18 protein-coding genes are annotated in these 24,767 nt (G+C 73.7%); 2 read left to right on the top strand and 16 right to left on the bottom strand.

The window, feature by feature from the left end; translation table 11 throughout:
• The first annotated feature begins 167 nt into the window (after nucleotides 1-167).
• A complete protein-coding gene (locus tag OG906_RS36180; RefSeq protein ID WP_329448516.1) occupies nucleotides 168-1,253 on the top strand; it encodes a saccharopine dehydrogenase in 1,086 nt (361 codons plus the stop codon).
• Between the two features lie 152 nt (nucleotides 1,254-1,405).
• Here the strand turns inward: OG906_RS36180 and OG906_RS36185 are convergent, their stop codons facing one another.
• The 6 genes from OG906_RS36185 to OG906_RS36210 form a co-directional block, all read right to left on the bottom strand.
• Complete coding sequence (locus OG906_RS36185) at nucleotides 1,406-1,591, bottom strand: hypothetical protein (protein WP_329448518.1); 186 nt, start codon at nucleotides 1,589-1,591, stop codon at nucleotides 1,406-1,408.
• 187 nt (nucleotides 1,592-1,778) lie between these two features.
• Nucleotides 1,779-4,784: an NHLP bacteriocin export ABC transporter permease/ATPase subunit gene (locus OG906_RS36190; protein WP_329448520.1), complete on the bottom strand. Its 3,006-nt coding sequence runs from the start codon at nucleotides 4,782-4,784 to the stop codon at nucleotides 1,779-1,781.
• Nucleotides 4,781-7,108, bottom strand: a complete 2,328-nt coding sequence (locus OG906_RS36195) for an NHLP family bacteriocin export ABC transporter peptidase/permease/ATPase subunit (protein ID WP_329448521.1) — start codon at nucleotides 7,106-7,108, stop codon at nucleotides 4,781-4,783. The genes OG906_RS36190 and OG906_RS36195 overlap by 4 nt, the downstream gene beginning before the upstream one ends.
• Nucleotides 7,109-7,165: 57 nt before the next feature.
• Nucleotides 7,166-7,978 (bottom strand): HlyD family efflux transporter periplasmic adaptor subunit, encoded by an 813-nt coding sequence (locus tag OG906_RS36200; protein ID WP_329448523.1) that lies wholly within the window; start codon nucleotides 7,976-7,978, stop codon nucleotides 7,166-7,168.
• Nucleotides 7,979-8,001: 23 nt separating this feature from the next.
• Nucleotides 8,002-9,519, bottom strand: a complete 1,518-nt coding sequence (locus OG906_RS36205; RefSeq protein ID WP_329448525.1) for a SagB family peptide dehydrogenase — start codon at nucleotides 9,517-9,519, stop codon at nucleotides 8,002-8,004.
• Nucleotides 9,520-9,616: 97 nt separating this feature from the next.
• On the bottom strand, nucleotides 9,617-11,869 hold the full coding sequence (locus tag OG906_RS36210; RefSeq protein WP_329448527.1) for a TOMM precursor leader peptide-binding protein: 2,253 nt from the start codon (nucleotides 11,867-11,869) through the stop codon (nucleotides 9,617-9,619).
• A gap of 275 nt (nucleotides 11,870-12,144) precedes the next feature.
• Between OG906_RS36210 and OG906_RS36215 the strand changes: the two genes are divergently transcribed.
• Entirely contained in the window at nucleotides 12,145-14,715 is a 2,571-nt protein-coding gene (locus tag OG906_RS36215) for an AAA family ATPase (RefSeq protein WP_329448528.1), read from the top strand.
• Between the two features lie 100 nt (nucleotides 14,716-14,815).
• On the opposite strand, the gene OG906_RS36220 is transcribed toward OG906_RS36215, so the two are convergent.
• The 10 genes from OG906_RS36220 to OG906_RS36265 all read right to left on the bottom strand — a co-directional run bounded on the left by OG906_RS36220 (nucleotide 14,816) and on the right by OG906_RS36265 (nucleotide 24,695).
• A complete protein-coding gene (locus tag OG906_RS36220) occupies nucleotides 14,816-16,234 on the bottom strand; it encodes an NAD(P)/FAD-dependent oxidoreductase (RefSeq protein WP_329448530.1) in 1,419 nt (472 codons plus the stop codon).
• A 241-nt stretch (nucleotides 16,235-16,475) separates the two neighbouring features.
• A complete protein-coding gene (locus OG906_RS36225) occupies nucleotides 16,476-17,144 on the bottom strand; it encodes a VOC family protein (RefSeq protein WP_329448532.1) in 669 nt (222 codons plus the stop codon).
• Nucleotides 17,090-17,965, bottom strand: a complete 876-nt coding sequence (locus OG906_RS36230) for a hypothetical protein (protein ID WP_329448534.1) — start codon at nucleotides 17,963-17,965, stop codon at nucleotides 17,090-17,092. The genes OG906_RS36225 and OG906_RS36230 overlap by 55 nt, the downstream gene beginning before the upstream one ends.
• A 96-nt stretch (nucleotides 17,966-18,061) precedes the next feature.
• Nucleotides 18,062-18,964: an alpha/beta fold hydrolase gene (locus tag OG906_RS36235; RefSeq protein ID WP_329448535.1), complete on the bottom strand. Its 903-nt coding sequence runs from the start codon at nucleotides 18,962-18,964 to the stop codon at nucleotides 18,062-18,064.
• Nucleotides 18,961-19,887, bottom strand: coding sequence for a Rieske 2Fe-2S domain-containing protein (locus OG906_RS36240; RefSeq protein WP_329448537.1), 927 nt, complete (start codon nucleotides 19,885-19,887; stop codon nucleotides 18,961-18,963). The genes OG906_RS36235 and OG906_RS36240 overlap by 4 nt, the downstream gene beginning before the upstream one ends.
• Nucleotides 19,878-21,131 (bottom strand): flavin monoamine oxidase family protein, encoded by a 1,254-nt coding sequence (locus tag OG906_RS36245; RefSeq protein ID WP_329448539.1) that lies wholly within the window; start codon nucleotides 21,129-21,131, stop codon nucleotides 19,878-19,880. The genes OG906_RS36240 and OG906_RS36245 overlap by 10 nt, the downstream gene beginning before the upstream one ends.
• Nucleotides 21,124-22,356 (bottom strand): cytochrome P450, encoded by a 1,233-nt coding sequence (locus OG906_RS36250; RefSeq protein ID WP_329448542.1) that lies wholly within the window; start codon nucleotides 22,354-22,356, stop codon nucleotides 21,124-21,126. Before OG906_RS36250 ends, OG906_RS36245 begins: the two co-directional genes overlap by 8 nt.
• Nucleotides 22,357-22,428: 72 nt before the next feature.
• Nucleotides 22,429-23,331 carry an ABC transporter permease gene (locus OG906_RS36255; RefSeq protein WP_267827780.1) on the bottom strand — a complete coding sequence of 301 codons (903 nt, stop codon included), beginning with the start codon at nucleotides 23,329-23,331 and terminating at the stop codon, nucleotides 22,429-22,431.
• Complete coding sequence (locus tag OG906_RS36260) at nucleotides 23,328-24,275, bottom strand: ABC transporter ATP-binding protein (protein ID WP_329448545.1); 948 nt, start codon at nucleotides 24,273-24,275, stop codon at nucleotides 23,328-23,330. Before OG906_RS36260 ends, OG906_RS36255 begins: the two co-directional genes overlap by 4 nt.
• A 39-nt stretch (nucleotides 24,276-24,314) precedes the next feature.
• Complete coding sequence (locus tag OG906_RS36265; protein WP_267797689.1) at nucleotides 24,315-24,695, bottom strand: hypothetical protein; 381 nt, start codon at nucleotides 24,693-24,695, stop codon at nucleotides 24,315-24,317.
• Nucleotides 24,696-24,767 lie beyond the last annotated feature (72 nt).

Below are 24,767 nucleotides of genomic sequence, written 5' to 3' on the forward strand. Positions count from 1 at the left end.
GTGGCGCGTTGCGGGCACCACAGGCCGAGCCGGGACGGGGGACAGGCGGCACCGGAGACACCCGTGACAGCGGTGGCGCCGGCGGCACCGGTGGGGACCGTACAGCCCGGCACGCACCACGGCCGGGCGTCTGCCAACCGCACGCCCCCAGACAGGAATGACCCCTCATGTCGAAGACCCCGCACCTCTGGATGCGGCACGAGTCCCGCCCCACCGAGCGTCGCGCCCCCCTCACCCCCTCCGACGCCGGCCGGCTCGTCGGGGCCGGCCTCCGGATCACCGTCGAGGCCTCGGACCAGCGCGTGTTCCCCCTCGCCGACTACGCCGCCGCCGGCTGCGACACCGCACCCACCGACTCCTGGCTCACGGCCCCCGACGACGCGTACGTCCTCGGCCTGAAGGAACTCCCCGCCGGCCCCGGCGCCCCGGTCCTGCGCCACCGGCACATCTACTTCGGCCACGCCTACAAGGGCCAGGCCGGCGCGGCCGAGTTGCTCGCCCGCTTCACCGCCGGCGGTGGCGCCCTGCTCGACATGGAGTACCTCATCGACGAGGCCGGCCGCCGTGTCGCGGCGTTCGGCTACTGGGCCGGGTACGTCGGAGCCGCCCTCGCCGTCCTGCACCGCCGCGGCCTGCTCACCGGGCCCCTGCGCCCGACCGACCGCCCTGCCCTCGACGCGCTGTTGGCCTCCGGCGCGGGAGCCCCCGGTACCGGCGCGGCCGGCACGGACGGCACGGCACTCGTCATCGGCGCGCTCGGCCGCAGCGGACGCGGCGCCTGCGACGCGTTGACCACCGCCGGCATCGAGCCGACCCGCTGGGACCTCGCCGAGACCCGCGAGATCGACCGCGCCGCGCTCCTCGGCCACGACCTGATGGTCAACACCGTCCTCACCACCACGCCCGTCCCGCCGTTCCTCACCAAGGGCGACCTCGACGACCCGGGCCGGCGCCTCTCCCTCGTCTCCGACGTCACCTGCGACGTCACCTCCGACTGCAACGTGCTGCCGGTGTACGACGAGACCACCACGTGGGAGGAGCCGGTACGCGCCCTCGCCTCGGGCGGCGCCCCCCTCGACCTGATCGCCATCGACAACCTCCCGTCCCTCCTGCCCGTCGAGGCCACCATCGCCTTCTCCGCCGAGCTCGCTCCGCAACTGGCGCGCCTGGCGGACCGGGACGGGGTGTGGGACCGCGCACTGACCACCTTCGAGACGGCGGTCGGCGCCCGGGACGACCTTCTCGCCCGCTGACACGCGCCGCCGGCGTGCCCCGGGCCGGGGCACGCCGGATGGTGATCCACACAGGCCGGGACCGGCCCTCCGCCGCCGGCCGCACCCCGGAAGCCGAAAGAGGTGTGGATCCTGAAATGCAGCCGTCAGCCGTGGCAGCCGTGGCAGCCGTGTCAGCCGCGGGTGGCGCGGCGGCGGCCGAAGGCGAACCAGAGGCCCAGCAGCACCCCGCCGCCCACGGCGACGGCGGTGGCGACCGTGCCGGAGGCGAGGCTCGCGGCGACGACGACGGCCAGCGCGTACGCCACGGGCAGCAGCACGTTCAGGTTGGTGACGGCTGTCTTCGGACCTTGTGACATGGGTGGGTTCCCCTATTCGGTGGATCGGTCGCGTACCCGTCCGCACGCCATGTGCGCAGCAGGCGGGTTGGTCGTGGGGCGCATCGTTTGCGGGAGGATCATCTCACCTGACGGCGGATGCCGTGAGCGGTCGGGCGGGGGCGCATCGCACCTCCCGCCCGCGATCACCATGCGCTCTCACATTCCGTCACATCGCGTGCGCTGAGGGCCTGTTCGCGGCGTCGGACATCTGCGGGCCCGCCAGCCGGGCGAAGAGTCCGTCCGCGTCCGCCATGAGCTCTTCGTACGTGCCCTGTTGGACGATCCGGCCCCGGTCCATGACCACGATGCGGTCCGCGTCGACCACGGTGGACAACCGGTGCGCGATGACGATCCGGGTGGCGTTCAAGCGGCGCGTGCTCTCGGCGACCAGTCCCTGCGTGGGATTGTCGAGGGCACTGGTCGCCTCGTCGAAGAAGACCAGGCGCGGCCGGGCCACCAGGGCGCGGGCGATCATGAGGCGCTGGCGCTGGCCGCCGGAGAGGGTGTTGGTGCCCTCGGAGAGCACGGTGTTCATGCTCATCGGCATGGCCCGGATGTCGTCGGCCAGGCCCGTCATCTCGGCGGCCGCCCAGGCGTCGTCGAGGGTGTGGCCGCCGGAGCCGACGATGTTGGCGAGGATGTCGCCGGCCTGGAGCGCGCCGTTCTGCAGCACCACTCCGCACTGCCGGCGGACCGCGGAGACATCCAGCTCGGCGAGGTCCTGGCCGTCGTACAGCAGGCTGCCGGACATGGGGGTCTCGAAGCCGAGCAGCAGCCGCAGCAGGGTGGACTTGCCGCTGCCGGAAGCGCCGACGACGGCGATGAACTCGCCCGGCATCACGGTGAGGCTGACGTCGTCGAGGACGAGCGGCCCGTCCTGGCCGTAGCGGAACGACAGGTGAGAGATGGCGATCCGGCCGGACAGGTCGCCGGGGTCGACCTTGGTGCCGTCGTTCTCCGGCTCCGCTTCGAGGATGGGCTTCAGCCGCTCCAGCATCGGAACGGTGCCGACGGCGGTCACGGCGGAGGCGGTGAACTGCAGGCCCGCCGAGAGCAGCAGGTTGAAGGCCGCGAAGAACGGCAGGAAGGTGGCGAGCGGGACCTCCCCGTGCAGGGGGCCCGCGGTCACCCCGAAGACGACCGCCGAACACACCAGCGGGAAACCGGCGTTGAAGGTCGTGACGCTGTTCTGCACCCGGCGGACGCGGGCGGACAGGGCGTGGCCGCGGGCGGCCAGCCGGGTCCACTCGGCGAAGGCCCGTTCCTCGGCGGCGGCCACCCGCAGCTTCGGCATGGCGGTGAGCATCTGGAAGACCATCGCGGACATCGCCTGCTCGTGCGTGTACTCGCGTCGTGCCCACCGCAGTTGGAGCCGCCCGGCCGCCGCGGCGAAGAGCACGCCGACGGCCGTGAGACCGGCGGCGACCAGGGCCAGGGTCAGGTCGTACCAGAAGACGAGGGCCAGGTTGGCGAGGCCGGTCAGCAGGGCCAGCGTGGCCGTGGTGAGCATCCCGGACAGGAGTTCCTGGGCGGCGGTGACACCGAGCACGGTGGTGCCCAGCTCACCGGTGGAGTAGCGGGTGAAGAACGCGGCCGGCAGGGACAGCAGCCGGTTCCACAGCCCGGCCTGCATGGCGGCGCCGGTACGGCTCTCCAGCCGTAGGACGGCGAAGTTCTGCACGACGGACAGCGCGGCGGTCACCAGGCCCGAGCCGATCACGACCAGGGAGCCCTGCACGATCAGGTTCCGGTTGGCATCCGCCACGAACTCGCCGAGCACCTTGCCGGTCATGACCGGGATGATCAGACCGACCAGGGCGACGAGTACGCCGGTGAGCGCGAGCCGGACCAGGTCCCGGCCGTGCCCCAGGGAGGGCGAAAGGCCGAACCTCAGCAGGCTGGGGACGTCGCGCACGGCCGCGGGCAGCGGCCGGTACAGCACGACGGCGGCGGGGCGCAGCCGGGCGGCCGTCTCGGCGTTGAGCGCGGAGACCCGGCCGTCGTCGACGAGGACGTAGCCGTGGCCGAGGGGCAGCAGCGCGACGGGCCGACCCGTGACGTGATAGCCGAGCACCGGCCCCACGTCCCGGGTCCACCAGCGGTCCTCCAGCCGGATGCCCCGGGTGCGAAAGCCGGAGGCGAGGGCGATGGCCCGCAGGTCTTCGGCGGTGCTGCGGCGGCCCGGGCCGGGGCTTCGGAGCGGGGGGCGGACCGAGAAGCCCTGCCGGGAGGCGACCAGCCGGACCGCGGCGAGCATCGGCTCGTCGTCGGCGACGTCCGCGAGCTTCAGGCGGGTGCCGGTGTCGTGCAGGACCGCGTCGAAGGTGCGGACGGCGGACGACAGGACCTTGCCGTCCTGGGCGCGGCGCGCGGCGAGTTCGGCGCGCTCACGGGCCCGCTGGACGGCGATGCGGTGGTCGATGGTGGTGCGCAGCCGGGCGGAGTGCTCGGTCAGCGCGTCCGTCAGCCGGCCCTCCCGGTAGACGGAGAGGAGGGAGGCGGTGGTGAGGCGGGCGGCGCCGCGGGCCCGGACCCAGTCCTGCTCGGTCAGGACCAGCTCGGCGCCGGGGCCGACGGGCTCCAGTGCACTGGTGTCCTCCTCCCCGTCGAGCCCTGCGGCGCCCTCGGAGGCCGGGTCGCCCGGGTCGAGGAGGCCGGACTCCACGCGGACGAACTGCACCCCGTCGACGGAGCGGGCCACGTCGCCCTTGTCGAGTTCGGTGCCGTCGGTGGTGCTCAGGGACGTGAACTGGCGGGGCGCGAGGGCGCCGGGGAGCGCGTCGGCGAGGGCGGTGAGCCCGGCGGTGAGGCCGGCGAGGAGCCGGGCGTGGTCGAGCGCGGCGGGACGGTCGCCCGCCGACCGGGGCAGCGTGGCCCGGCCCTGGCGGATCTGGTCGAGGAGGGACAGCGGCAGCCGGGTGAGCCGGGCGTCGAGCACGGGCCGGGCGATGACGGTGTGGCGGCTCTCGCCGCCGGTGCCGCACACCACGAGCATGCCGGCCTCGGCGCGGCACAGGAAGTAGCGCCGGCCGTGCTCCTCGCCGTCGCCGCCGTCCGGTCCGCGGTCCACGGCGAACAGGTCGGCCGCGCCGGATTCCACGTACAGCAGCGTGGTGGGGTCGTCGAGGCAGAAGGTCCGGGCGGGGGAGGCCGCGGCGGAGGGAGTGCTCACAGGGTGTCCTTCTCCTCGGAGCGGCTGGAGTCGAACAGGGCGGCGTAGCGGCCCCGGGCGGTCAGCAGTTCGTCGTGCGTGCCGCGTTCGGCGATGACGCCCCGGTCGAGCACGATGATCTCGTCGGCGTCGCGGACGGCCGACAGCCGGTGGGCGATGATCAGGCAGGCGCAGCCGCGGCGGCGCAGGTTGTCCATGACGGTGCGCTCGGTTGCCGGGTCGAGTGCGCTGGTGGCCTCGTCGAGGACGAGCAGGGTGGGGCGGGAGGCGAGCGCGCGGGCGAGTTCGAGGCGCTGGCGCTGGCCGCCGCTGAAGTTGCTGCCCTGTTCGCACACCCTGGCGTTGATGCCGCCGGGCCGGGACATGACCTCGTCGAAGACGGCGGCGTCCTGGAGGGCGGCGAGGACGACCTCGTCGGGCACGGTGTCGTCCCACAGGGTCAGGTTGTCGCGGACCGTGCCGGCGAAGAGCGCGATGTCCTGGTCGACGTAGGCCATGGAGGCGGCGAGGACGGTACGGGGGATCTCCTCGCGGGGCTGTCCGCTGATGAGGATCTGCCCCGAGCGCGGCTCGTACAGGCCGGTCACGAGGCGGCCCACGGTGGACTTGCCGCTGCCGGAGCCGCCGACGATCGCCATGCGGGAACCGGGGGTGACGGTGAGGCTGAGTGCGGTGACGACGGGGTCGGAGAGCGGGCCGTAGCCGAAGGTGACCTCGTCCAGGGTGAGTTCGCCGTCGAGCCGGTTCGTCGGTCCGCCGATTCGCCCGGGCCGGCCGGCGGGGGCGTCGTCCGTCAGGCCGTCCGTCCCGGATGCGCCGGGCTGGAAGCTCCGGGCCTGCGGGTACTTCTCCACGTCGTGGATGCGCTTGAGGTCGGCGTTCATCTCCTGGAGCCTGCTGCCCAGGTTGGTGAGCTGGGTGACGGGGCGGCTGAGGGATGCCAGCAGGGTCTGGAAGGTGACGAGGATGCCGACGCTGAGGGTGCCGTCGGCCACCCGCAGGCCGCCGACGAGCAGCATGACGCCGATGTTGACGACGGCCAGCAGGGGCGGCAGCACCGTCAGCACCGCGGTGGTCTGTCCGAGTCGCTGCTGGGCGGTGGTGACCTTGGCGAGGAAGCCGGCCCAGCGGGTGAAGGCGTCGGGCTCGGCGCCGGTCGCCTTGACGGACTCGATGGTGGACAGGGTCGCGAAGGTGGTGCCGATCAGGTTGCCGCGGTCGGCGCGCAGCGCGTCCACGGCGTCCTTGCGGGAGCGCGAGACCAGTTGCAGGACCAGCACGTTGAAGCCGGCGGTGGCCAGGCCCAGCAGGCCGAGCAGGATGTCGTAGCGGACCATCAGGGCGCCGTAGAAGACGACGAGCACGAGATTGATGGTGGTGGCGGCGAGGTCGCGCGAGAGGATCATCGCGACGGTGTCGTTGCTCGCGACGCGTCGGGCGACCTCGGCCGGGCGGCGCTGCAGGAAGAACTCGATGGGCAGCCGCAGCAGATGGCGGAAGAAGCGCGCCGACGCCACCAGTCCGGTACGGATCTCCATGCGCAGCAGGTAGTGCTGCTGCACGGAGGTGAGGACGAAGACCATCAGGGCGGTGACGGACATCGCCAGGACCAGCGGCAGCACGGCCGTGGGGGAGTCCGAGACGAGCACCCGGTCGAGGAAGACCCGCGAGTAGGCGGCGCCGACGATGCCCGGCACCACCAGCAGCAGGCTGGCCAGCAGGACCAGGGGCAGGGCGCGCCCGGACGGCAGACGGCGGTCCAGGAGGGCGGCGGCGGTGCTGCTGCGGCGGCCGCCGGGCGTGAAGTCGGGGCCGCGTTCGAAGGTGAGGACGATGCCGGTGTACCCGGAGTCGAAGGCGGACCACTCCATCAGGCGGGGGCCGCCGGCCGGGTCGTTGACGGCGACCTGGGTGCGTCCGAACCGGGTGGTGATGCCCTCGACCACCATGAAGTGCTGGAACGCCCAGAAGATGATGACCGGCCCGTTGCGGAGCTTCTCCTCCAACTGGTCGGTCTCCGCCTGGAAGCCCTTGGCGACGAGCCCGAACGAGCGGGCCGCGGCCAGCACGGAACTCGCGCGGGCCCCGTCCCGGGAGACGCCGCACAGGGCGCGCAGCTCCTCCAGCGGGACGTGGCGCCCGTAGTGGGAGAGGATCATCGACAGACTGGCCGCGCCGCACTCCACCGATTCCATCTGCAGGACGGTGGGCACCCGGTGCGCGCGGCGCCGGGCCCAGCGGCGGGTGCGGGCCGCGGTGCGTTTGGTGCGGCGGGCGTCCCGGCGGGAGGCGGCCACGGGGGGTCGGGTCTTCGTGTCGCTCATGGCTGCCGTTTCCTCACTTGGCGTCGGATGTCTCGGCGTCAGCGGCGTCGGCGCCGGTCAGCGCCCCAGCACCAGGTCGAACGGCGACTGGGTGCGCAGCTCTATGGAGGCGGACACGGAGGTCTGCGAGCTGAGCCGGATGGGCGGAGGCTTGGCGGAGCTCCAGGCGTAGCCGGAGGCGGAGCCCGATGCGGGGATCAGGTCGACGGTCACCAGGCGCGGCGCCTGGTCCTGCTGGAAGCTCTGGGCCGCCAGTTCGCCGCCGGCGATCGCCGCGAGGCCCTCGCGGGTCAGCGGGTACGGGTCGACACGGGTGACCGTGCCGCGCAGCAAGCCGTACACGGCCGGGGGCGCGGTCGACACGTTCAGGTCCACGGGGCGGCCGGGCACCAGGCGGGCGGCCCGGTCGGCGGGCACGAAGACGAGCGCGACGAGGCGGTCGCCGGGGAGGTCGGTGCGTTCGACGGTGGCGACGGTGGCGCCGGCCGGGACGAACTGGCCGGTGGTGAGCGTGGCGCTGATGACCTTGCCGGCGAACGGGCTGGTGATCGTCTGGATCTTCCCGTCCCGGTCGGCGAGGCGGGCGACGGGCTGCCCGGCGCGGACCTCGTCGGCGGGGCGGACCAGCAGATTCTGTGCCATGCCGGTGTACGGGCTCTGCACCTGGCTGGTGCCGCCGGGGTGGGTCAGGACGCCCGGGGCGTCGACGGTGACGTCGAGCCGGGCGAGCACCGCCCACACACAGGCCCCGACCATCACGATGAGCACGACGAAGACGGCGATCCAGCCGCGCGGGGCCGCGAGCATGACGGCGGCGTCGAGCTCGTCCGGCTCCCGCTTGCGCTGCAGCGCCTGGTAGCGGAACTTCATGGTGGTGTTCCCCCCTTGCCGGGTCAGAAGCCCGCTGTGGCGGGCTCGGTGGCGCGCTCGGCGGCCGGGGCCGCAGCGGCGGAGGCTCCGGTGGCGGCAGTGGCGGCTGCGGCCGTGCGTGTGGCGGCCGGCCCGGCCGGGCGGCTGCCCAGGACGAGCTCGCCGACGGTGCCCTCCAGCAGCGGGTCCCGGCCGGTGGCTGCGGCGAAGGCGCTGGTGTCGCCGCCGCCGAGTCCGCACACGGCCAGGCCCATCGCGGTGGCCACCAGGTAGACGGTCTGGTAGAGCACGCCGACGTGCTTGAGGATCAGCGGGTAGGCGACCGTCTCGTACTTCCACATCACGCGGCCGAAGCGGGCGGCCACCAGCAGCACGACCTGCGGGTCCCCGTCCATCATCGTGCCGCCGCGGGCCTCCTTGACCAGGGTCGCGGTGGCCGGGCCCGGCGCGCTGACCCACTCCAGCTCGTGCCGGTCGGGCGCGTACCGGTACAGCCCCGGCTCCAGCCCCTCGCAGCGCGTGACCAGCGGGTAGACCTCCAGCTCGTGCACGGCTCCGCCGCTGGGCAGCGGGCGGTCGGCGAGTTCCTGGCCGTCGCTGCCGGTGAACGTGCCGCGGATGCGGACGGTCCGGTAGAGCAGCTCGGCGAGTTGGGTCAGCGTCAGCGGGTGCTCGGGGTCGTGCGCGCGGGTGGAGGTGCGCTGCTCGATGGCCTCGGTGAGGGTCAGGTCCCGGGCGGCGATCGCTTCGAGGTCGGGCACGGGCAGTGCCACGCGCGGCCCGTCGGCGGCGGGGGCCGCGACCGGCTCGGGGCCGAAGCGGTCGGCGTGCCGGTAGGTGCCGCCGTAGCCGGGCGCGGAGGCCGGTGTGCGGGTGCGGGCGTGGAAGGCGAGGTCGACCGGGTCCCACTGGAGGCTGCCGCGCTCCTCGGCCTGCGGGTCGGCGTCGGGGCCGCCGGGGGCCAGCGCGCCGGCGGTGGCGAGCAGCCGCACCAGCGGGGCCGGGACCTCTTGCGTCCAGGTGGTCAGCAGCGGGAGCAACGCGGCGGCGCCGGCGCCCAGTTCCACGGCCAGTGGGCTGCCGGGGGCACGCAGCGCGAGGGTGCCCTCGGCGGGTGACAGCAGGGCGTGCCGGCTCAGCCGTACGGGGCCGCGCGGGGCGGGCTTGAGGGTGGTGGCGCCGCGGCCGACGGTCACCAGGCGGGCGACGGGAGCGCCGTCCGGCCCGGCCACCGCATGCTCCAGCAGGCCCGCGGCTTCGAGCCGGGAGCGCAGCATGTGCCAGCGCAGCAGGCCCGTCTCGCCGTCGTGGGCCACGATGAGCGCGCTGATCGCGGCCTCGTCGTGGTCGTCCTCGCCGAAGGCGCGCAGCGCGGCCTCGGCGCCCGGGGTGAGGGCGCCCAGGCGCATGGCGCCGAAGCGGGTGGTGAGCTGTCCGTCCTGGAAGGCGCCGCCCCGGGGCAGTCGGCTGGTCAGGGTGTACGTGCCGGACGCCGCGGAGGCCGGCGGCGCCTCGCCCGGGAGTGTGGTCGTACTGGTCATGGCTCCAGCCCTGATGAGGCCGCGGGCCGGGTCGTGCCCCGGCCCGCGGTGGTGACGGAAAATCAGGAGAGGCCCGCTGCCTCGGTGGTTCGGCGGCTCAGAAGAAGACGTTCCAGGTGTTCAGGTCGGCCTCGGGGGTCGGCTCCGCGAGGCGGCCCATGCGGACCGGAGCCTCGTAGAGCCGGCCGGGACCCAGCCGCCGCCAGAAGTGGCGCAGGCCCGGGGCGATCACCTTGACGACGTTGAGCTCCAGGTCGGGGCGCGTCTGGTCGACGACGATGACCTCGGAGCCGGCCTCCTTGATGCGCTCGACCTGCTCGCGGATGCGGGCGGCGAGGTCGAACCCGGCCCGCGGGCCGACCTTGGTGGCCGGCAGCTCCGGGTCGGGCAGCAGCCAGGGCTCCGCGGCGACGGTGGCCGTCTTCAGCCAGGTCAGGGTCTCCAGGTCACCGACGAGGTAGGAGGTGTTCCCGTCGGCGTCGCGGGTCTCGATCATCGGCAGGAACTGGTTGAGCTCGGTGAGCGCGCGGAAGGCGGCGACGCGCGGGTCCGGGTGGGCGCCGAAGCCGACCATGATGTCCTCGACGCTGTGGCGGCGGCGCGAGGCGGCCACGTACACCGGCATGCCGAGGTCGGTGGTGAGGTCCATCATCCACAGGTCGCGGTCCATGGCGTCGTAGTAGGTGCGCAGCTGCTCCACGTACGGGTCTTCGAGCGAGTCCATGTCGAAGGCCGGGAGGCGCAGCCGGTTGTACCACCACACGGCGACGGCGTCGCGCTCGGTCAGCTCGCACAGGCCCTGGAGGATCGCCTCCTCGAGGGAGTTGCCGGCGGCGGTGCCGTTGGAGTCGGCGATGCAGAAGAAGTGGTCCTGGAGGTCCGGGTGGCCGTACCAGGAGTAGGCGGCCGGGATCAGACGCTCTTCGTCGTGGGTGAGGGACCAGCCGCTGGTCCAGTCGATCGCGACGTCCTCGGGGAACCGGTCCGGCACCTTGTGCAGGCGGTTGGCGGGGTCCTGGTTCCAGGTGTCGCGGCCGGCGACCTGTGCTTCGGAGAAGTGCAGCAGGCTGCGGGGGTGGACGACCGTGTCGGGGTCGAGGTCGCGGTAGGCGGCGCGCCGCACGGCCTCGTCGCCGCGCCAGACGCCGGCGTAGCGCTCGATGGCCTCGCAGACGGCGCTCACCTTGGCCTGGATCTCGGAGCGGCCCTTGCCGCCGCTCTGGCCGCGCAGGTTGCGGCGCAGCAGGTCCATGCTGTCGTTGACCATCGCGAAGTTGTGGCCCGCGGCGTAGCTGTAGGTCAGCGTGTTGGACTCGGGCGTGTGCGAGACCAGCTTGGTGATGGCGCCGAGGTGCGGGCTGATGTGCCGCTCCAGGCGGGCGAGTGTGGCCTCGGGGCTGTTGACGCGGTAGCCGCCGTCGCTGGTGTGACTGGCGTCGCCGGAGGTCAGGACGATCTTGGGGCTGCGGTTGCCGACCAGGGTCGGGTCGCCGCAGGAACGGCACTGGGGCTGGCGGATCAGCGGGTGCCGGTCGGTGGTGAGGGTGGCGAGGTCGAGGGTGACCATCTGCCCGCACAGGGCGCCGGGTTCGCCGGTGGCGGCGATCCGGGCGGCCTCGGCGGCGATCAGGCCCGCGGCGGCCAGCGGTCCGGCGGGGATGCCCGCGCGGGACGGGTGGCGGGGCACGGAGTCGCCGCGCTTGCCGGCCAGATAGCGCTCCAGCTGGCGATTGCCGGCCAGGCGCTGGGCCAGACAGGTCCAGCAGCCGGTGTGGTCCGGGTCGAGGAACGGGCCGATCCAGGGCGCGATGCCACCGGTGCGGGCCAGCAGCCACGGTTTGGCCGCCGCCAACTGGCGCTGGTTGCGGGCTTCGAGGACCGGGTCGAGGTAGTCGTCGACGAGGACGACGGAGATGCCCTCTTCGGGCACGGTGTCGAAGTCGCCGGTGCGGGCGGCCAGTCCGAGCGCGCGCAGCGCCGCGAGGACCGGCTCGGGGTCGACGCCCGCGGCCGCGGAGACCGTGACGGGCGCGGTGTCGAGGGTGCGGGCGGGCTCGATGCCCAGGGCGTCCCAGTACGCGAGGGTGGCCTCCGGCAGGTCGGGCCGGCCCTCGGCCAGGTGCCCGGCGGCGCCGAAGCGGGTGAGTGCCGCGAGTACGGCGGGGATGGGCAGCGTGCCGGCGAGGGCCTGCACGATCTCCATGACGGTCTTGCGGCCGTCCAGGTGTGGCAGCACAGCCGCGGCCGCCTTGCCGGGCACCAGGTAGTCCTGGCCCTCCGCGTAGAGGAAGACCCGCTCGCCCTCCACCACCTCGACGTGGAAATGGGCCTTGAGGCGCGGCTTTTCCATCTGTCCCCCTCGGTTCTCGCGATCAGCCCTGACGTGGCATCACACCGGCAACCCAAACACGGGGCCGACCCCGGGTAAATGCTTCACCTGATACGCAGGAGGACCATCGAATACGTAGCCCGACGGTGTTTCATACGTACCGGGACACGCGCGGGGCGCGAGGCGACGCGCGCGGAATTCGACCATCCGGTTTCTCTGCGAGAACCTCATCCAACTGGACTGTTCAGACTGCCATTTGGCTTGATCTGCACCCTGCGGAATGAAACATTGACCCCATGCATTCACCCAACGGGGATCTGTACCACCGTGAGCGTGAGATGGGACTCCTTCAGGGTGCCGTCGGTGAACTCGCCCTGGGACGCCCGACCGTGGCCACTATTCACGGGTCTCACGGAATCGGAAAGTCCGCGCTGCTGAACGCGGTGCCCCGGCTGCTCCCCCCCAAAACCCTGGTTCTGCGGGCGCGCTGCCATCCGAGCGAGAGCCAGTTCCCCTACAGCATGGTGAGTCAGCTGTTCGACCCGGTCCTCGGCGGCGCCGGCGGCCACGGCACGCCCGGCCCCGGGCTCGGGGAAGCCGGTCCCACCCACGAGGCCCTGCTGGGCCTCCTGCGGACCACCCGCTCCCTCGCCGTCGACCGGCCGGTGGCCATCCTCGTCGACGACCTGACCAACGCCGACCCGCACTCGCTGCGCTGGTTCTCGTACATCGCCCGGCGGCTCGACGACCTGCCGGTGCTGATGGTGGCCACGCTGCCCGCCTCGGCCGCGGCACAGGTGGCGGAGCAACTCGGCCCGCTGCCGTACCTGCTGCGGCTGTGGCCGGAGCCGCTGTGTCCGACCTGTACGACCGAGCTGGTCGACCGCGCCTTTGACAGCCCTGTCGACCAGGAGCTGGCAGCGCTCTGCCACACCCTCGCGCACGGAAACCCGCTCGTGCTGCACGACCTGGTGACCCGGCTGCGCCGCACCCACGTGCCGCCCGGCTCGCCCGACCCCGAGCAGGTGCTGCCGATCGGGGCGCAGGCCGTCTCGGAGACCGTGCTGGCCTGGCTCGACGAGGACGACCCGTGCGCGAGTGAACTGCTCACGCAGCTGGCCGTCCTGGGCCCCGACACCGACCCGGCCGTGTGCGCCGCGCTCTCCAAGCACGGCGAGGTGCACGACCAGCAGGCCCGCGAAACGCTCGTACGGGCCGGGCTCCTGGAAGCCGGGGCGCCCGGCCGCTTCACGCACACGGCGGTCCGGCCCGCGGTCCTCGCCCGGGTGTCGGCGCACGAGCGGCTGCTGCTGCACGGGCGCGCCGCGGCCGTACTGGCACGGCTCGGCGCCCCGGCCCGGCAGACCGCGGACCAACTGATCCTGGCGGGCTGCGACTGGGGGATCGACGTGCTGCGCGGCGCGGGCATCCAGGCCTCCGGGGTCGGCGACCGCGAGTCCGCGGCCCGCTACCTGCGGCGCGCGCTCACCCTGTTGGAGCAGCGCGGCGTGCCCGGGGCGGACGGCGACGAGAGCGCGGCGAAGGAGGCCCGGGAACGTGAAGAATCGTTTCTTGACCTGACGATGCGGCTCGGCGCCGTCGAACTCCACCGAGACCTCGACGCCTGCGCCCGGCAGGCCGCGGCCGCGGCCGACAGCCCGCTGGGTCCGGTCCGGCGCGCCGAGGCCCTGGCCCGACTCGCCTCCCCCGCGCTCGTCTCCCGCATCGAAGGCGCCCGGCCGTTCGTCCGGGTCTGCGGCGAACTGGCGGCCCTGCCCGCACCGCCGCGCGAACACCTGCTGCGGCTGACCGCACAGACCCTGCTCACCGGGCACCGCTCCGGTCTGCGCCGGGCGGCCCGCCTCGCCGCCGCCGACCCCGGGGACCCGGCCGCGCACGTCTTCGCCGGGGCGCTCGCCGCGGCCGCCGCCGCCGGCGGCCGGCTCGGCACCGCGCGCCGGATGGCCCTGCGGGTCGCGGCCGGCCCGGCCGACGCACCGGAGGGGACGGCGCCCGGGTCGGCTGCCGGCCCGGTGGGCGCCGCCCTGGCCCTGACCTGGACCGGCGACCTCGACGGGGCCGCGGCCCTCGCCGACCGGCTGATCAGCACGTCGCGCGCATCGGACGACCTCGCCACCACCCTCCTCGCCCACCTCGTACGCAGCGAGGTCCGCCTCCGCCGGGACGAGCACACCGACGCGCACACCGACGCCGAGGCCGCGCTGCACCTCGCCCGCCGGCTGAACGCCCCCGCCCTGGCCGGCGCGGCCGCCGCGGCCGCGGCCCGCGCCCTCGTGGGCCTGGGCCGGGCCGCCGAAGCGGCCGTCCTGCTGACCGCCGAACCGGCGGCCGGGGACGCCCACCCGTTCATCAAGGCGCTGTCCCTCCAGGCACACGGCACGGTCGCCGCGGCCCTCGGCGACCACACCACCGCCGTACGCCTGTTCCTCGACTGCGGCCACCGGCTCGCGCTGCGCGGCATCACCCACCCCGGCTGCGTGACCTGGCGGGCCCAGGCGGCCGCCTCGTACCGGGCCCTGGGCGAAGAGTCCGCCTCGGCCACGATCCTGGACGGCGCGCCCCGGCAGCGGGGCGCGGCGCCGCGGCCCCAGTCGGTGCGCGAGGCGGGGCCCCGGCCGGGTCGCGAGCCAGGGCGCGAACCGGTGCGCGAGCGCACACTGCTGAGCCCGGCGGAGCAGCGGGTGGCCGAGCTGGTGGTGCGGGGCAGCTCCAGCCTGGAAGTCGCGGAGAAGCTGTTCCTCAGCAAGCGCACCGTCGACACCCATCTGGGCCGCATCTACCGCAAGCTCGGCATTCACAGCCGGCACGAGCTGGCGGGCGCGATCGGCGAGGAACTGCCGGTGTGACCAAGGGCGGTGGGCGGAGCCGCCGGGCCCCGCCCACCGCGCCCGCCCCGAGGGGCAGGGGCGGCCCGGACCGCGGGTCAGGGGCGGCCCGCCCCGGCGGTCAGGCGCGCGCCGCCTCCGCGGACCGCCCGGACCGGCCTATGCCCAGCCGGGGAGTGGTCGTCAGGTACAGCCCCGTCGCCGTGTCGTGGCCGCCGATGTCGTGCTGCCCGGACATCCGGTCGGCCAGGACCTCGGCGGGCAGCGGCCCGGCGCCACCCGCCCGCTGCGCGTCGTCGAGGTCCAGGACCCCGGCGGTGAGCGCCGCGAACGCCTCGCTGTCCGGCGCGGAGCGCATCGGGGCCGGGCCCTCCCGGCGGGCCATCAGCTCGGGGTGGCGGCCGCGGGCGAGGCGCTGGGCAAGCCAGAAGTACGTGGACTGGCCGCGGTACTGCTCGTAGAACCCGGCCACCATCGAGAACATGCGGGCGTACGCGTTGCGATAGAGCGCCTCGTAGAAGGACAGCGCCTCGTCCTCGGTCACCTCGCCCGCGTCCACCGCCGTGATCGACGCGGCCGCGAGCATGCCGCTGTACATGCCGAGGTGGACGCCGGTCGACAGCAGCGGGTCCAGGAAGCACGCGGAGTCGCCGGCGAGGAAGTAGCCGGGCCCGCAGAAGCTGTCCGCCGTGTACGAGAAGTCCTGCTCGACGCGCACGTCGTGCTGGAACGTGCCGCCCGCCACCAGCTCGCGCACGGTCTCCGACTCCTGTACGGCGTCCAGGAACAGGGACTCCATGCCCGCCGCGCCCGCCGGATGGCCCTGCTTGCGCTTGAGGAAGTGGTCCTGGTGGGTCACGAAGCCGACGCTGTACACGTCGTCCTTGAGCGGGATGACCCAGTACCAGCCCTCGGGGGCGGAGATGACGTTGATGCCGCCGCGGGGGGTGCGCGGCAGCAGCGTGCCGCCCTGGTAGTAGCCCCAGACGGCCACGTTGCGGAACACGTCGTGGGGTGTGCGGTTGTCGAGGTGGCGCACCGACAACAGGCCGGCCCGGCCGGTCGCGTCGATCACGTGGTCGGCGCGGGTGGTGTGCTCCCGGCCCTCGTGGGTCCACTCGACGCCCGCCGCGCGGCCGTCCTCGAAGAGCACCTTGCGGGCCTGGGCCCCCTCGACGACCTCGACGCCCTGGGACGCGGCGTGGCGCAGCAGGACGTCGTCGAAGTCCGCGCGGTCGACCTGCCAGGAGGTCTGGGCGTTGGTGCCGAAGATCTCGGGCCAGTCGACGACCCAGTCGCGCTCGGCGCCCCAGCGCAGCAACAGGCCTTCCTTGACCTGATAGCCGCGTTCTTCCACCTTCTCCAGCGCGCCGGCCAACTCGATGATGGACCGGCAGGACGTCGCCACGGATTCCCCGATGTGGTAGCGCGGGAAATGGGCACGCTCCAGCAGTCTCACGCGCGCGCCCTGGCGGGCCAGCAGCGCCGCGGCAATGGAGCCGGCCGGCCCACCACCCATGACCACGATCTCGGATGCCATCGCTTTCGCCCTTCCCGTTCCCCCGACGGAATTCCACCGCATTCCATGCGTCACGCGCGAGCGCGGGAATTCTTCACAGCGGATGTTTCGCATCGGATTTCTTCGGCCGAATCGACCTTCGCACGACGGGCGGCGCGAATGAACAGGAGGCGATGCGCAGCGCGGGATTACGTATCCGGCGGACTGCGTAATGGGCGATCGGCGAGAGGCGGCCGGTGAGGGGCGGTTCCGGAGCCGGCCCTCAGGCGGTGCCGAAGTCGTCCGTCACGCCGAACACCGCTCCCCAGGGATCGCTCAGCAGTCCCGGGGCGAGGACACGGGCGCCCGCCGCGCGGGCGAGGTACTCGAAGGCGTCGGTGTCGGCCACCCCGAACCGCGGCACCCAGCGTGCGTCCGCCGCCTCCACCGCCTCCTCGGTCTCCGGCCGGGCGCCGCAGACCTCCCGGTAGAAGTCGCCCGACTCACCCGGCCGCGGCGTGTGCAGGGCGGCGCCGGTCAGCGCGCCGGCCTCGTCGACGACCACCACGCCCTCGTCGTGGGCGCCCTGCCACAGCCCGAACGCCGCGCCCAGGGGGTCGACGGCGAGGCTGAGGCGGCCGTTGCCGCCGGCCGGGACGCCCGCCACCACCACGTGGGCGCCGTGCTGTTCGGCCCGGCGTCCCGCGGCGTCGAGGTCCTTCGCCGCGAGGTACACGGTCCAGGCGGAGCCGAAGCGAGGTCCGGCCGGGCTCGGTCCGAGGCCGCCGACGATCTCGCCGCCGAGCAGCACCAGGTGGTAGCCCCGGCCGCCCTCGGGCCGGAACTCCCAGCCGAAGAGGGCCGCGTAGAAGTCCTTGGCCCCGGTGGGGTCGACGCCTACGTGGTCGATCCAGCAAGGAGTTCCGTCAACGTAGGAGGTGCGGCGGGGCACGGCGCGGTTCCCTTCGGGGTGGTCGCGGTCAGTCGTCCGTCGAGCAGGTCGGCGGCCTCTTCGGCGGCGCCCGATTCGGGCAGCAGGAGGCGCATGCGGGGGGTGGTCGCGAAGGCGGGGTCCGACGAGGCGTCCGGGGGCCACACCGAGGCGGCGAAGTTCCAGTCCTCCAGCCGGGATCGCTGCGCGCCCGTGCTGCAGAGCCGGACCAGTGTGGCCGGGCCGAGCCGTTCGCGGATGTCCGCCGTGGTGATCAGCCGCTCCGGGCGGACCATGACGGACGGGCCCGTCAGGGGCGAACAGACCGTTCGTACGTCGCTGCCGGAGCCGTCGGTGAGGCCGGCGGCCCGGGCGGCCTCCAGGGCGGGGCCCCGCAGTTCGAGGGGCAGCTGGTAGGGCAGTGTCTCCCCGGTGACGCGGTCGACGACCAGGTATTGGCCGGAAACCATGCGCCACCCGCGTGCGCCCAGGGCGAGCGCCACGGAGTTTCGCGGCGAACCGATGCCGCCGACCAGCGCGACCACGCCGGCGCCCTTGGCGAGCACGGCGGCCTGGGCGACCGCGTACGGGTGCTCCATGACGGCGAAGGGCGGCAAAACTGGCGGGATTCCGCCTATGCCGTGGTAGGCCCAGCGGCGTAGCACGCGCCCCTCGCCATCGAGCACGCGCACCTCACGCCCTACCTGACCCACCCCGGTGTGCGAGGCGAAATGCAGGCTCAACGCGGTCCGTACCGGCTCCGCCCGTTCCTCGAGCAGATGTCGGCCGAAGTGAAAGGCGAGGTCAGACTCCTCCACCAGCCCCATTACTTGGAGGATCATCCCAAAGAACTCAAGCGTGAATATCGGCATGTCCCTCGCCCCCCGATTTGCTTCCCTTGATCACTTTATACGGGCATCGACAGGCCCATTAAGTGACTAACAGGCCAACAGGTGCTCCAGCAGCAGCGGCGCCACAGCCCACGGCTGTTCGAGAAAGGGCAAATGACCCGCGCCGGAAACCACATGGATGCGACAGCGGGGCACCACCCGGGACAACAAAGCGGCATTGTCGTGGAATACGGGCATGTCGGCGCTGCCGGTCAGTGCGAACGTACAGGCCGTGATCCGCGCCAGGTCCTCCCCGGAGTGCACGTGCGCGCTGAGCCCCGCCATCGCCCCGCTGTCCAACTCGGCCCAGGAGTGGCGGGCCACGACGGACCGCAGCTCGGCGCGGAGCACCGGATGGGCCTCGGTGCCCCGGAAGATGTCCGGCGGCGCCGCCATCCACAGATCGGCCAACAGCTCGGCCGCCTCCGCCCCGCGCATCCGGCGCAACATCAGCATCTCGATGTACCGCTTGCGGGCCGCCGGGTCGGGCGGTCCGCCGGCCGGGGTCGGCGCGCCCACGACGAGGCGGTCGACCTCGCCCGGGTACGCGAGCGCCATCTCCAGCGCGACGGTCGACCCGAAGGACAGGCCCACCCACCGCCGGGCCTCCTGCTCACGGGCCAACCCCATGACACGTGCGGCGAGTTCCGGCATGGTCAGCCCGGAGCGCAGCGCCTCGGAGCCGCCGTGCCCCGGCAGGTCCACGCCGACGTGGCGCAGCCCGGGGAGCAACCGCCACAAGGGCCGCCACAGGGTGGCGTCCATGGTGTAGCCGTGCACCCACAGCACGGTGGGGCCGCTGCCGTAGGTCAGGGTGCGCAGCCCGTCGTACGCGCCCTCCCGCTCGCCGGGCAGCGGCTCGCAGGAGACGTGGCGCCCGTCGTCGCCGCCGGACCCGCCGATGCGGCCCCCAGGGTGATCGGCGCCGGTCGCCGTCCCGGGCTCTGTCACGATGCCTCCCCGTCGCCGAGTTCGGCGAAGCCCGCGCAGAACTCCCGGTACGCGACGACGGCCGCGTCGGCCGCGTCGTAGCGGGGCGTCACCCGCGGGTTGAGGTGCTCCCAGACGGTGATGTCCTCGGCGAGGGCCCGCTCGCTGCCGGCGACCAGCATGGGCAGCTGGTTCTCGCGGCCTTCGCGCACGCCGACGGCGACCCGGGCGACACAGCCCCCGCGCCCGTCGGGCACGGCGCCGGTGACGATGACGTGCACCTCGTCGGCGGGCCCGAACTCGGTGACGACGACACCGGGGCTGTACGCACGCGCGTGGAAGCGCGGAACGTACGGCTGCGCCGCCGCACCGCGGCCGGCCCAGGGCGAGGCCGACATCGGGAACTCCCCGTCCATCACCAACTCGCCGTGTACACCGGTGGAATGCCTCATGCCGCGGATCCGGTGGACTTTGTGCAGCGCCGTGAAGTGGTCGGTGTCGAAGGCGTTCTCGACGATGAGGTCCGCGGCCGCGGCCACTGGCCGCTCCACCGCCTTGACCAGCGGCATCGAGTCGGCCAGCTCCTTCAGTACGGTGCGCAAGCCGCGGTCGTCGTCCGGCCCGTCGGTGAGGCGCACGAAGACGGCGTCGCCGCATTCGACGACCTCGTGCTCGCGCACCCAGGGCCGGCCGCCCTCACCCGAGGGCTGCCCCAGCCGGATGCGCCGCCCGTGGAAGGGGCACACCAGGCAGCCGCCCTCCACCCGGCCGCCGTGGCCGAGATGGGCGCCGCGGTGCGGGCAGTCGGCGTCGTGGACGCGGAGCCGGCCTTCCGTGCGCACGGCCACCAGACGGCGCCCGCCGATGTCCAACGGCACCACCTCGCCGTCCAGTTCGGACGCGAAGGCGGCCAGGTACCACCCCGAATGGACGTTCAAGGACATCGCTTCCCCGCCTCCAGAACTTCCTGTGCGGCGCGCCGACCGTCGGCGTACGCGCCCTGTAGCCACGGCAGTGCCCGCCCGGTCACGGCGGCCTCCCCCGCGAAGAACAGCCGCCCGCCCGGCCCGTGCAGGGGACGGGCCCAGTCCCGGGCCGCCCGGTCCGTGCCGGGTCCCGGCGCGCAGAACGCCCCGCCGCTGTACGGGTCGGCGGCCCAGTCGGCGGTCTCGACGTCCACGACCGCCACGCCCCTGGTCCACGGCAGCGCCACGGCCAGCAGCCCGACGAGGTGGACCGCGGACCCGGCCGCCTCCCGGACGCACGCGGCCGCGGCGGCCTTGGCGACGATCAGCACCTCGGGGCGGCCCTGCCGGCAGGAGACGAACCCGCCGACGCCGTCCGCGTCGAACACGGCGGCCGTTTCGGGAGCCGGGCCGGTCAGGGTCACCACGGCGCAGAAGCCGTCGCCGGGTACGAGCGTCCTCGCGGCGGCGGTCTTCTCCGGGCCGAGCCCGTCGACGGCGAGCAGACCGCCGGCGACCACGGCGGGTGGTACGGCGAGGACCGCCCGGTCCGCGGTGAGTTCGCCCTCACCGGTGACGATGTGCACGCCGCCTTCGGGGTCGGCCGCGATCCGGCGGACGGGGGTGCCGGTGCGCACGTCCAGCCCTTCGGCGAGGGTGTGGGGCAGCAGGTCCAGACCGCCGGGCACGGTGAACTCACCGTGGCCGCCGCCGTCCTGGCGCACCGCGGCCGCCACCCCGGCGGCGTCGAGCCGGTCGGGGTCCGCGGCCCAGGTCTGGCGCAGCCACTCGCGGGCCGTGGCCGCCTCGGCGGGCGCGGCGCCGCTCGCCGCCAGCCAGCCGCCGACGCTGAGCCCGCCGTCGGGGCCGCCGGGGGCCGGGGCGTAGCCGGCGAGCCTGCCCTCCAGCAGCCACGGCGGGTTCGCGCCGCGGGCGAGGACGCCCATCGGGCGGGCGACGCGCCCGGTCACGACGTACGCCGCCGACGGGCGGGGCGCGGCGGGCAGCGGGCCGAGGACGGTGTGGGCCGGGTTTCGGTCGCCGTGTACGACCTGCGCGCCGAGTTCGAGTGCCGGGCCGCCGTCGGCCGGGCGGAACGTGCGGACACGGCCGCCGATTCGGGGCCGGGCCTCCAGGACGAGGGCGTCGACGCCGGCCTGCGCCAGACGCTGGGCACAGGCCAGTCCGGCGACCCCGGCTCCGATCACCACCACCTCAGGCATGTGCGCCCTCCAGCCCGGCCGCGTCCCGTACGTCCGCGTCCCGTACGTCCGTGCCCAGGTCGACGGGGAGAGCGGTGAGGCGGCGCGGGATCAGGGACGGCGCCCAGCGCGGGTCCGGGCCGGCGATGACGGCCTCGGGGAAGCGGCGGACGATCCTGGCGAGCAGCACCGCGCCGGACTGCTTGACCAGGCGGGCGGCCAGGCAGAAGTGCGGGCCGCCGCCGAAGGCGAGGTGCGGGTTGGGCCGCCGGTCCCACACCAGGCGGTCGGGGTCGGCGAAGACGGCGGGGTCCCGGTTGGCGGCGGCGAGCACCGCGAGGACCCGCTGCCCGGCCGGGATGCGCCCGCCGGGAAGTTCGGCGTCGTGGACGGTGACGCGGGCGGTGAAGGGGATCGGCGCTTCGAGGCGCAGCAGCTCGTCGACGGCGGTCTCGGCCGCGTCCTGGCCGGCGAGGCGCAGGGCGGCGCGCACCCCGGGGCGCGGCAGCAGCCAGTACAGGGCGTTGCCGACAGCCTCGGCCAGCGGCTGCCAGCCTCCCACGACGGCCAGGCCGAGGACGCCGAGCATCTCCTGCCGGGTCAGCCGGGTGTCGGCGGCGAGCCGGCCGAGCGGGCAGTGCGGGTCCGCCCGGTCGGTGTGGGCGTCGAGGAACCGGGTCAGCTCGCCCATGGCGGCGCGGCCCAGGCGCGCGATGTGCGGCGGGGCGAGCGGATCGAGGTTGACGGACGCGGCACGGGCCAGTGCGGCCAGCGTCTCCTGCCCGTCTTCGGACAGGCCGAACAGCCGTGCCAGCACGGCGGTGGCCAGCGGCGCGCCCAACTCCTCCACGGCGTCGACGGGCGTGCCGCGCTCCACGGCCCGGTCGAGCAGGGCGTCGGCGTCGGCGGCGATCGCGTCGGCCACGGACGCCAGGGCGGCCGGGCCCAGCAGCAGGGCGCCGGGGGCGCGCAGCCGGGTGTGGTCGAAGCCGTCCGTGGTCAGCATGGACACCGGCAGGTCGTCTTCCCGGGACCGCTCGCGCTGCCCCGAGGCCGCGGAGAACTTCGGGTCCTTGAGGAGGGCCGCGCAGTCGGCATGCCCGGTGACCAGCCACATGCCGGTCACCGGGTCGCGGTGTACGGGGTCGCGGGCCTGCAGCCATGCGTACGCCGGGTACGGGTCGACCCGACCGGCGGGGCTGAAGGGGTGGGCCAGGTGGGCGGGCAGCCCGGCAGCCTTGGTCATGTACGCGTTCTCCTCATCACGGCACTCTCCTCGCCCGGCTCCCGCCCGGCCGCTGTCATCGGGGGGACCCGCTCAGCGCACCCGCGGGCCGCGCCAGTCGAACGTCAATCCGGTCGCCAGCAGGCCGCCGACCGCCCACAGCGCCAGGACCAGGGCGATCCGGCCCAGTTCCCAGGAGCCGGCCGGCTCCACGGCGGTGAAGGTGTCCGGCAGGAACACCGAACGGAAGCCCTGCGCCATCCACTTCACGGGGAACAGGGCGGCGGTGTTCTGCATCCACAGCGGCAGTTGATCGAACGGGTAGAACACGCCCGAGATGAACTGCAGGACCATGAAGACAGGCGTCACCACGGCCGCGGCGGAACGGCTGTTGGGGATCAGCGCGCTGTAGGCGGTGCCGGCCAGCGCGCAGGCCGCGGTACCGAGCGCGAGGCACCACGCGAGGGTGCTCCACCGCTCGGCGGTCTGCGGCAGGGGCAGCCCGAACGCGGCCACGGCGATGCCGATGAGCAGGATCGTCTCCAGCATGGTGGTGACCACCACGCGGACGAGCTTGCCCACGAAGTACGCCGACTTGGGCATCGGGGTCAGGGCGAGGCGGCGGATGGTGCCGGTGTCCCGCTCGATGGCCACGTTGATGGCCAGGCCGGAGAACGAGGTGCTCATGACGCCCGCCGCGATCACCCCGGCCATGAAGACCTGCCGGAAGTCCGTGTCGGTGCCCTCGACCTTCCCCTCGAAGATCGAACCGAAGACGACGAGCAGGATCACCGGGAAGAACAGGGTGAACACCAGGGACTGCTTGTTGCGGAAGAACGCTCTCAGTTCGACCGACGAACGCGCCGCGCAGGCCCGCGCGTACCCTCGCGCACCGCGCGCGGCAGGGCGCGCGGGCATGGCTTCGGCCGGGCGGGTCGTCCCGTCACCGGACAAGTCCGGGGTCGCGGTCCTGGTTTCGGGCACGGTCGCGGTCATGCGGCGCTCTCCCTGCTCTCCCTGTCGATCAGACTCAGGTAGATCTCTTCGAGGGTGGGCCGGTGCACGCGCAGGTCCGCGAGTTCCAGCGAGCCCGCCTCGCGTGCCCACGGCAGCAGCAGGCTCAACGCGTGCGAGGGCGCGGCGGTGCGCAGCGTCACGGTCCCCGGTCCGGCCGGCACCACCTCGGTGCCGGCCGGCAGCGCGGGCAGCGCGACGTCGGCCAGTGCCTCGCCGCGACGGAACGAGACGGTGGAGGGCGTCCGGTCGCGGCCGCCGAACGAGGCCAGCGGCCCGTACTCGACGAGCCGGCCGCCCACCACGACGCCGGCCCGCTGGGCCAGTTCCTCCGCCTCGTCGAGGTAGTGCGTGGTCAGGACGGTCGTACGGCCGCGGTCGGCGAAGTACCGGACGAGTTCCCACGCCTCACGGCGGGCCACCGGGTCCAGGCCGGTGGTCGGCTCGTCCAGGAAGATCAGTTCGGGATCGCCGACGACGCCGACCGCGACGTCCAGACGGCGTTGCTGGCCGCCGGACAGCGCGGAGGCCTGGCGGGAATGGAGGGAGCCGAGCCCCACCATCCCCAGCACCTCGCCGACCGGCAGCGGGGCCGGATACATGGCGGCGAAATGCGTGACGACTTCTTTCACGGTCAGATCGGAATAGGCGCCCGCCGTCTGGGGCACCACTCCTATTCTCGCCCGCCATTCCCGCGGGTCCTCGGCCGGATCATGGCCGAGGACCCGCACGTCTCCACCAGTGCGCCTCTGCACTCCCGTCAAAATGTCGACGGTTGTGGTCTTTCCGGCGCCATTGGGCCCGAGCAGTGCGAACACTTCGCCACGATGAATGTCGAGGCTGATGTCGCGAACGGCTTGGACATCACCGTACCGCTTGGAAAGTCCGCGTACGGAAACGGGATGTGCCGTCGGCGCAGGGGGCATGGGACGCTCCAGCGAAGGGGGAATGGGCGCGAGCACCTGTCAGGTGCAGCAGCAGCAGGGGCAGCAGCAGTAGTTGCAGGCGTCGAGCACGCCGGCGGCGACGTCGGACAGGTCACCCTCGCTGAGCTCGGCGGCGTCGACCGTCGGGGTCGCGGGGATGTGGAACTCGTAGCGGCCGGTCTCCAGGCCCCTCTCCCACAGGTCGACCTGGACGTCCAGGTTGCCCTGCTCGTGGCCGTCGGGGGCCTGGGTGACGATGACGACCTCGGCATCGGCCGGGAGCTCGAGGCCGGCTTCGGCGAGCGCGGTCCGCGGCTCCGAGGCGAGTTTGGCGGAGAACGCCTCGTCGGACCAGGCGCTGATGAGAACCCGGGTGTAGGAGTTCACGAACTCAGCGCGCTGCTGCGGGTCGAGTGCCATGTGGACTCTCCATTCCTTGCGATTGCTGCGGATTCGGTGCGTTCGCCCAGCCGGCGACGAAGCAAGATTCAC

Origin of the sequence: Streptomyces sp. NBC_01426 (genome assembly GCF_036231985.1) — a bacterium.
Taxonomy (GTDB): Bacteria; Actinomycetota; Actinomycetes; order Streptomycetales; family Streptomycetaceae; genus Streptomyces.

What these genes read in the sequence shown, in the direction of transcription:
- OG906_RS36185 (WP_329448518.1), bottom strand. Translation starts at nt 1,591, where the DNA reads ATGTCACAAGGTCCGAAGACAGCCGTCACCAACCTGAACGTGCTGCTG.
- OG906_RS36265 (WP_267797689.1), bottom strand. Translation starts at nt 24,695, where the DNA reads ATGGCACTCGACCCGCAGCAGCGCGCTGAGTTCGTGAACTCCTACACC.
- OG906_RS36215 (WP_329448528.1), top strand. Translation starts at nt 12,145, where the DNA reads ATGCATTCACCCAACGGGGATCTGTACCACCGTGAGCGTGAGATGGGA.
- OG906_RS36180 (WP_329448516.1), top strand. Translation starts at nt 168, where the DNA reads ATGTCGAAGACCCCGCACCTCTGGATGCGGCACGAGTCCCGCCCCACC.
- OG906_RS36200 (WP_329448523.1), bottom strand. Translation starts at nt 7,978, where the DNA reads ATGAAGTTCCGCTACCAGGCGCTGCAGCGCAAGCGGGAGCCGGACGAG.
- OG906_RS36230 (WP_329448534.1), bottom strand. Translation starts at nt 17,965, where the DNA reads ATGATCCTCCAAGTAATGGGGCTGGTGGAGGAGTCTGACCTCGCCTTT.
- OG906_RS36250 (WP_329448542.1), bottom strand. Translation starts at nt 22,356, where the DNA reads ATGACCAAGGCTGCCGGGCTGCCCGCCCACCTGGCCCACCCCTTCAGC.
- OG906_RS36205 (WP_329448525.1), bottom strand. Translation starts at nt 9,519, where the DNA reads ATGACCAGTACGACCACACTCCCGGGCGAGGCGCCGCCGGCCTCCGCG.
- OG906_RS36210 (WP_329448527.1), bottom strand. Translation starts at nt 11,869, where the DNA reads ATGGAAAAGCCGCGCCTCAAGGCCCATTTCCACGTCGAGGTGGTGGAG.
- OG906_RS36240 (WP_329448537.1), bottom strand. Translation starts at nt 19,887, where the DNA reads ATGTCCTTGAACGTCCATTCGGGGTGGTACCTGGCCGCCTTCGCGTCC.
- OG906_RS36255 (WP_267827780.1), bottom strand. Translation starts at nt 23,331, where the DNA reads ATGACCGCGACCGTGCCCGAAACCAGGACCGCGACCCCGGACTTGTCC.
- OG906_RS36195 (WP_329448521.1), bottom strand. Translation starts at nt 7,108, where the DNA reads ATGAGCGACACGAAGACCCGACCCCCCGTGGCCGCCTCCCGCCGGGAC.
- OG906_RS36220 (WP_329448530.1), bottom strand. Translation starts at nt 16,234, where the DNA reads ATGGCATCCGAGATCGTGGTCATGGGTGGTGGGCCGGCCGGCTCCATT.
- OG906_RS36260 (WP_329448545.1), bottom strand. Translation starts at nt 24,275, where the DNA reads ATGCCCCCTGCGCCGACGGCACATCCCGTTTCCGTACGCGGACTTTCC.
- OG906_RS36245 (WP_329448539.1), bottom strand. Translation starts at nt 21,131, where the DNA reads ATGCCTGAGGTGGTGGTGATCGGAGCCGGGGTCGCCGGACTGGCCTGT.